The sequence below is a fragment of the Bradyrhizobium sp. P2_E8 genome (assembly GCF_056403875.1).
In genome coordinates, this window is sequence record NZ_JBFUES010001073.1 from 1 (window position 1) to 2372 (window position 2372).

Consider the following 2372-nt stretch of genomic DNA (forward strand, 5'->3'; position numbering starts at 1 on the left):
GGCCGATGCCCCGCTCCGCCCGTGAGCGCAGATAGGCAATTCCGCCGCAGGCAAGCAGCGCCAGCGCGACGATCGCGCCGATGGCGGCGAAGCCGAAACGGTCCGCGATCCAGCCGAAATGGTGCAGCTCGCATTGCGGCGAAGCGCCGTCGGCAAGATCGACACCGAAGAAGTTCGCGACCGTCAGGCAGCTCCGCAGCGGCGTCGACCAGATGGTGACGGCGGCGAGCAGCAGCACGGCCGGCAGCGTCAGCCCGATATTGGCGATCAGGCCGCGCGCCACGATCGCAATCCCGGTCAGGAGATCGCGGAAGCCGGCCGGAACCAGGTAGTTGGAATAATTCCTGATGTGCCCGACCGACGGCGTATCGCTGATCTCGCTGGCGGTAACGGTGTCCCCGGCCGGCCGCTCGCCGAACACGAAACGCCCTGTCACCGTCATGGTGGTGCTGAGCGAGGTGCCGATGTAGCCGCCGCCCGATACGGTGGAGAGATAATCGATCCGCCTGATCAGATCGTGGTGGTTCAACGCCTGGAGCACGCCGAGACACATCGCCGAGGAGCGGATGCCGCCACCGGACAAGGCGAGCCCGACGACGTCGAGCATCTGGCAGGCGACGATGCCGTCGGGGTCGAGTTGCCGGGCTTCCTCGCGGCGCGTGTTGATGGCCGCGATCTCGTCGCGAACGATCTGCTGATGCTTCTCGCACCAGGGCGTTTCCTCCTCGAAGGCTGCGGCGTTCCGCGCCGCTCCAGGTCGCCGGACCTGTCCCTGATCGGGCATGCGAGCCTCCCCCGAGCAATAAGAAGCAATCGGCAATCAGCAGTTGAAAAAGTCAATCAAGTATCTACAGGATTAGTCTTGCCTCTGGTTCGAACGTTCAATGCCGGCGAGCAGGATCTCGAGGCCGGTCTCGAACGTCGCGTCAAAATGCGCAGGCTGAAAATACGGCGCAGCGGCCGCAAGATGCTTGAAGTTCGCGGCGATCGTTTCGTCCGGGACCGGTTCGGCCGAGGAAGGACCGCGGGCGTAGCCCGCCGTCTCATCGAGTGCCGCGCCCGTGAGGTAATAGCCGAGTTCCCGAAAATAGACGGCCGCCTCGCGGTTGGAAAAGCCGGCGTCGCGCAGGATGCCGATGATGCCGTCGATATAGGCGACGCCGGCAGCCGTGTTGAGCCGATGCACCGCGAAGAACGGGAAGAACGCAGGGTGCTTCAGCGCCATGGCGCGGAAGCCGTGGGCGGCTCGGCGCAGGCGCTCGCGCCAGTCCCATTGCGGCTCCATCGCAACCTGCGCCTCCGCAAGCATCAGGTCCACAAGCGCATCCATCAGGTGCGCCTTGCTCGGGAAGTGATGATAGATGCTCATGGCCTCGCAGCCGAGCTCCTCGCCGAGCCTGCGCGTCGAGAATTGGGCCAACCCGTCGCGATCGACCAGCGCCATCGCGACGGCCGCAATCCGCTCGCGCGACAGTCCTCGGCCCCCGTGGCCGGCGGCGCGGCGCTTGCGCGGCGCAGGCGGAGCTTTCCGGCGCGCTTTGGCTTTCTTGATCATGACATCCGAATCGAACCCGCTTGCAACCTTACACCGAAAGGCTGTATTGTGAAGCAGAGCTTACACTGTAAGGTTGGAGCTGAGGCGATGTCTGCGATTGACCTGTTCAGCCTGCTGGTGCCCGTGACCTATCTCGTGATGCTCGGAATCGAGCGTCTGATCCCGGCGCGGCAATTCCCGGATATTCCCTATTGGCGGCTCAGGGGCTTCTGCTTCCTGACCGTGCAGGGCCTGCTTGCCACGTTGACCCCATTACTGATCCCGGAAGCCTGGCTGGAGCGGCACAGGCTGATGGACCTCACCGGCCTTGGCGTCGCCGGCGGCGCGGTGCTCGGTTATGCCGTGCTCTCGCTCGTCAATTACGGCTGGCACCGCAGCGCCCACACCTTCCCCTTGATGTGGCGACTATTCCACCAGATCCATCACAGCCCGCAGCGCATGGACATGTCGGGCGCGGCGCTGTTCCATCCGCTGGAGACGATCGCATTCTTTGCGATCGCGTCCGTGGTCACGACGCTGGTGCTCGGGCTCGATCCGGTCGCAGCCGCCGCGACCGGCTACATCGCCGCCTTCTACGGGTACTTCCAGCACATGAATGTGCGCACGCCGCAATGGCTCGGCTTCATCATCCAACGGCCGGAGGCGCATTGCATCCATCACCAGCGTGACGTGCACGCCTTCAACTACCGCGACCTGACGATCTGGGACATGCTGATCGGCACCTTTCGCAATCCCGCGAGCGTCGAGGGGGCGGTCGGCTTCGACAAGCCGGCGACCGACCGGTTTGGCGCGATGCTCTCCTTCGACGACGTGAACG

3 protein-coding genes are annotated in these 2372 nt (G+C 64.7%); 1 reads left to right on the forward strand and 2 read right to left on the reverse strand.

All coding sequences use genetic code 11. The features are described from left to right. Positions 1–784 (reverse strand): patatin-like phospholipase family protein (locus AC1D00_RS36785; protein ID WP_477014044.1); only part of this gene is annotated, 784 nt, incomplete at its 3' end. A 72-nt stretch (positions 785–856) separates the two neighbouring features. Beyond that, positions 857–1555, reverse strand: a complete 699-nt coding sequence (locus AC1D00_RS36790; protein WP_404553136.1) for a TetR/AcrR family transcriptional regulator — start codon at positions 1553–1555, stop codon at positions 857–859. An 87-nt stretch (positions 1556–1642) separates the two neighbouring features. On the opposite strand from AC1D00_RS36790, the gene AC1D00_RS36795 reads away from it, so the two are divergent. Further along, on the forward strand, positions 1643–2372 hold a 730-nt coding region (locus tag AC1D00_RS36795), incomplete at its 3' end, for a sterol desaturase family protein (protein WP_477014045.1).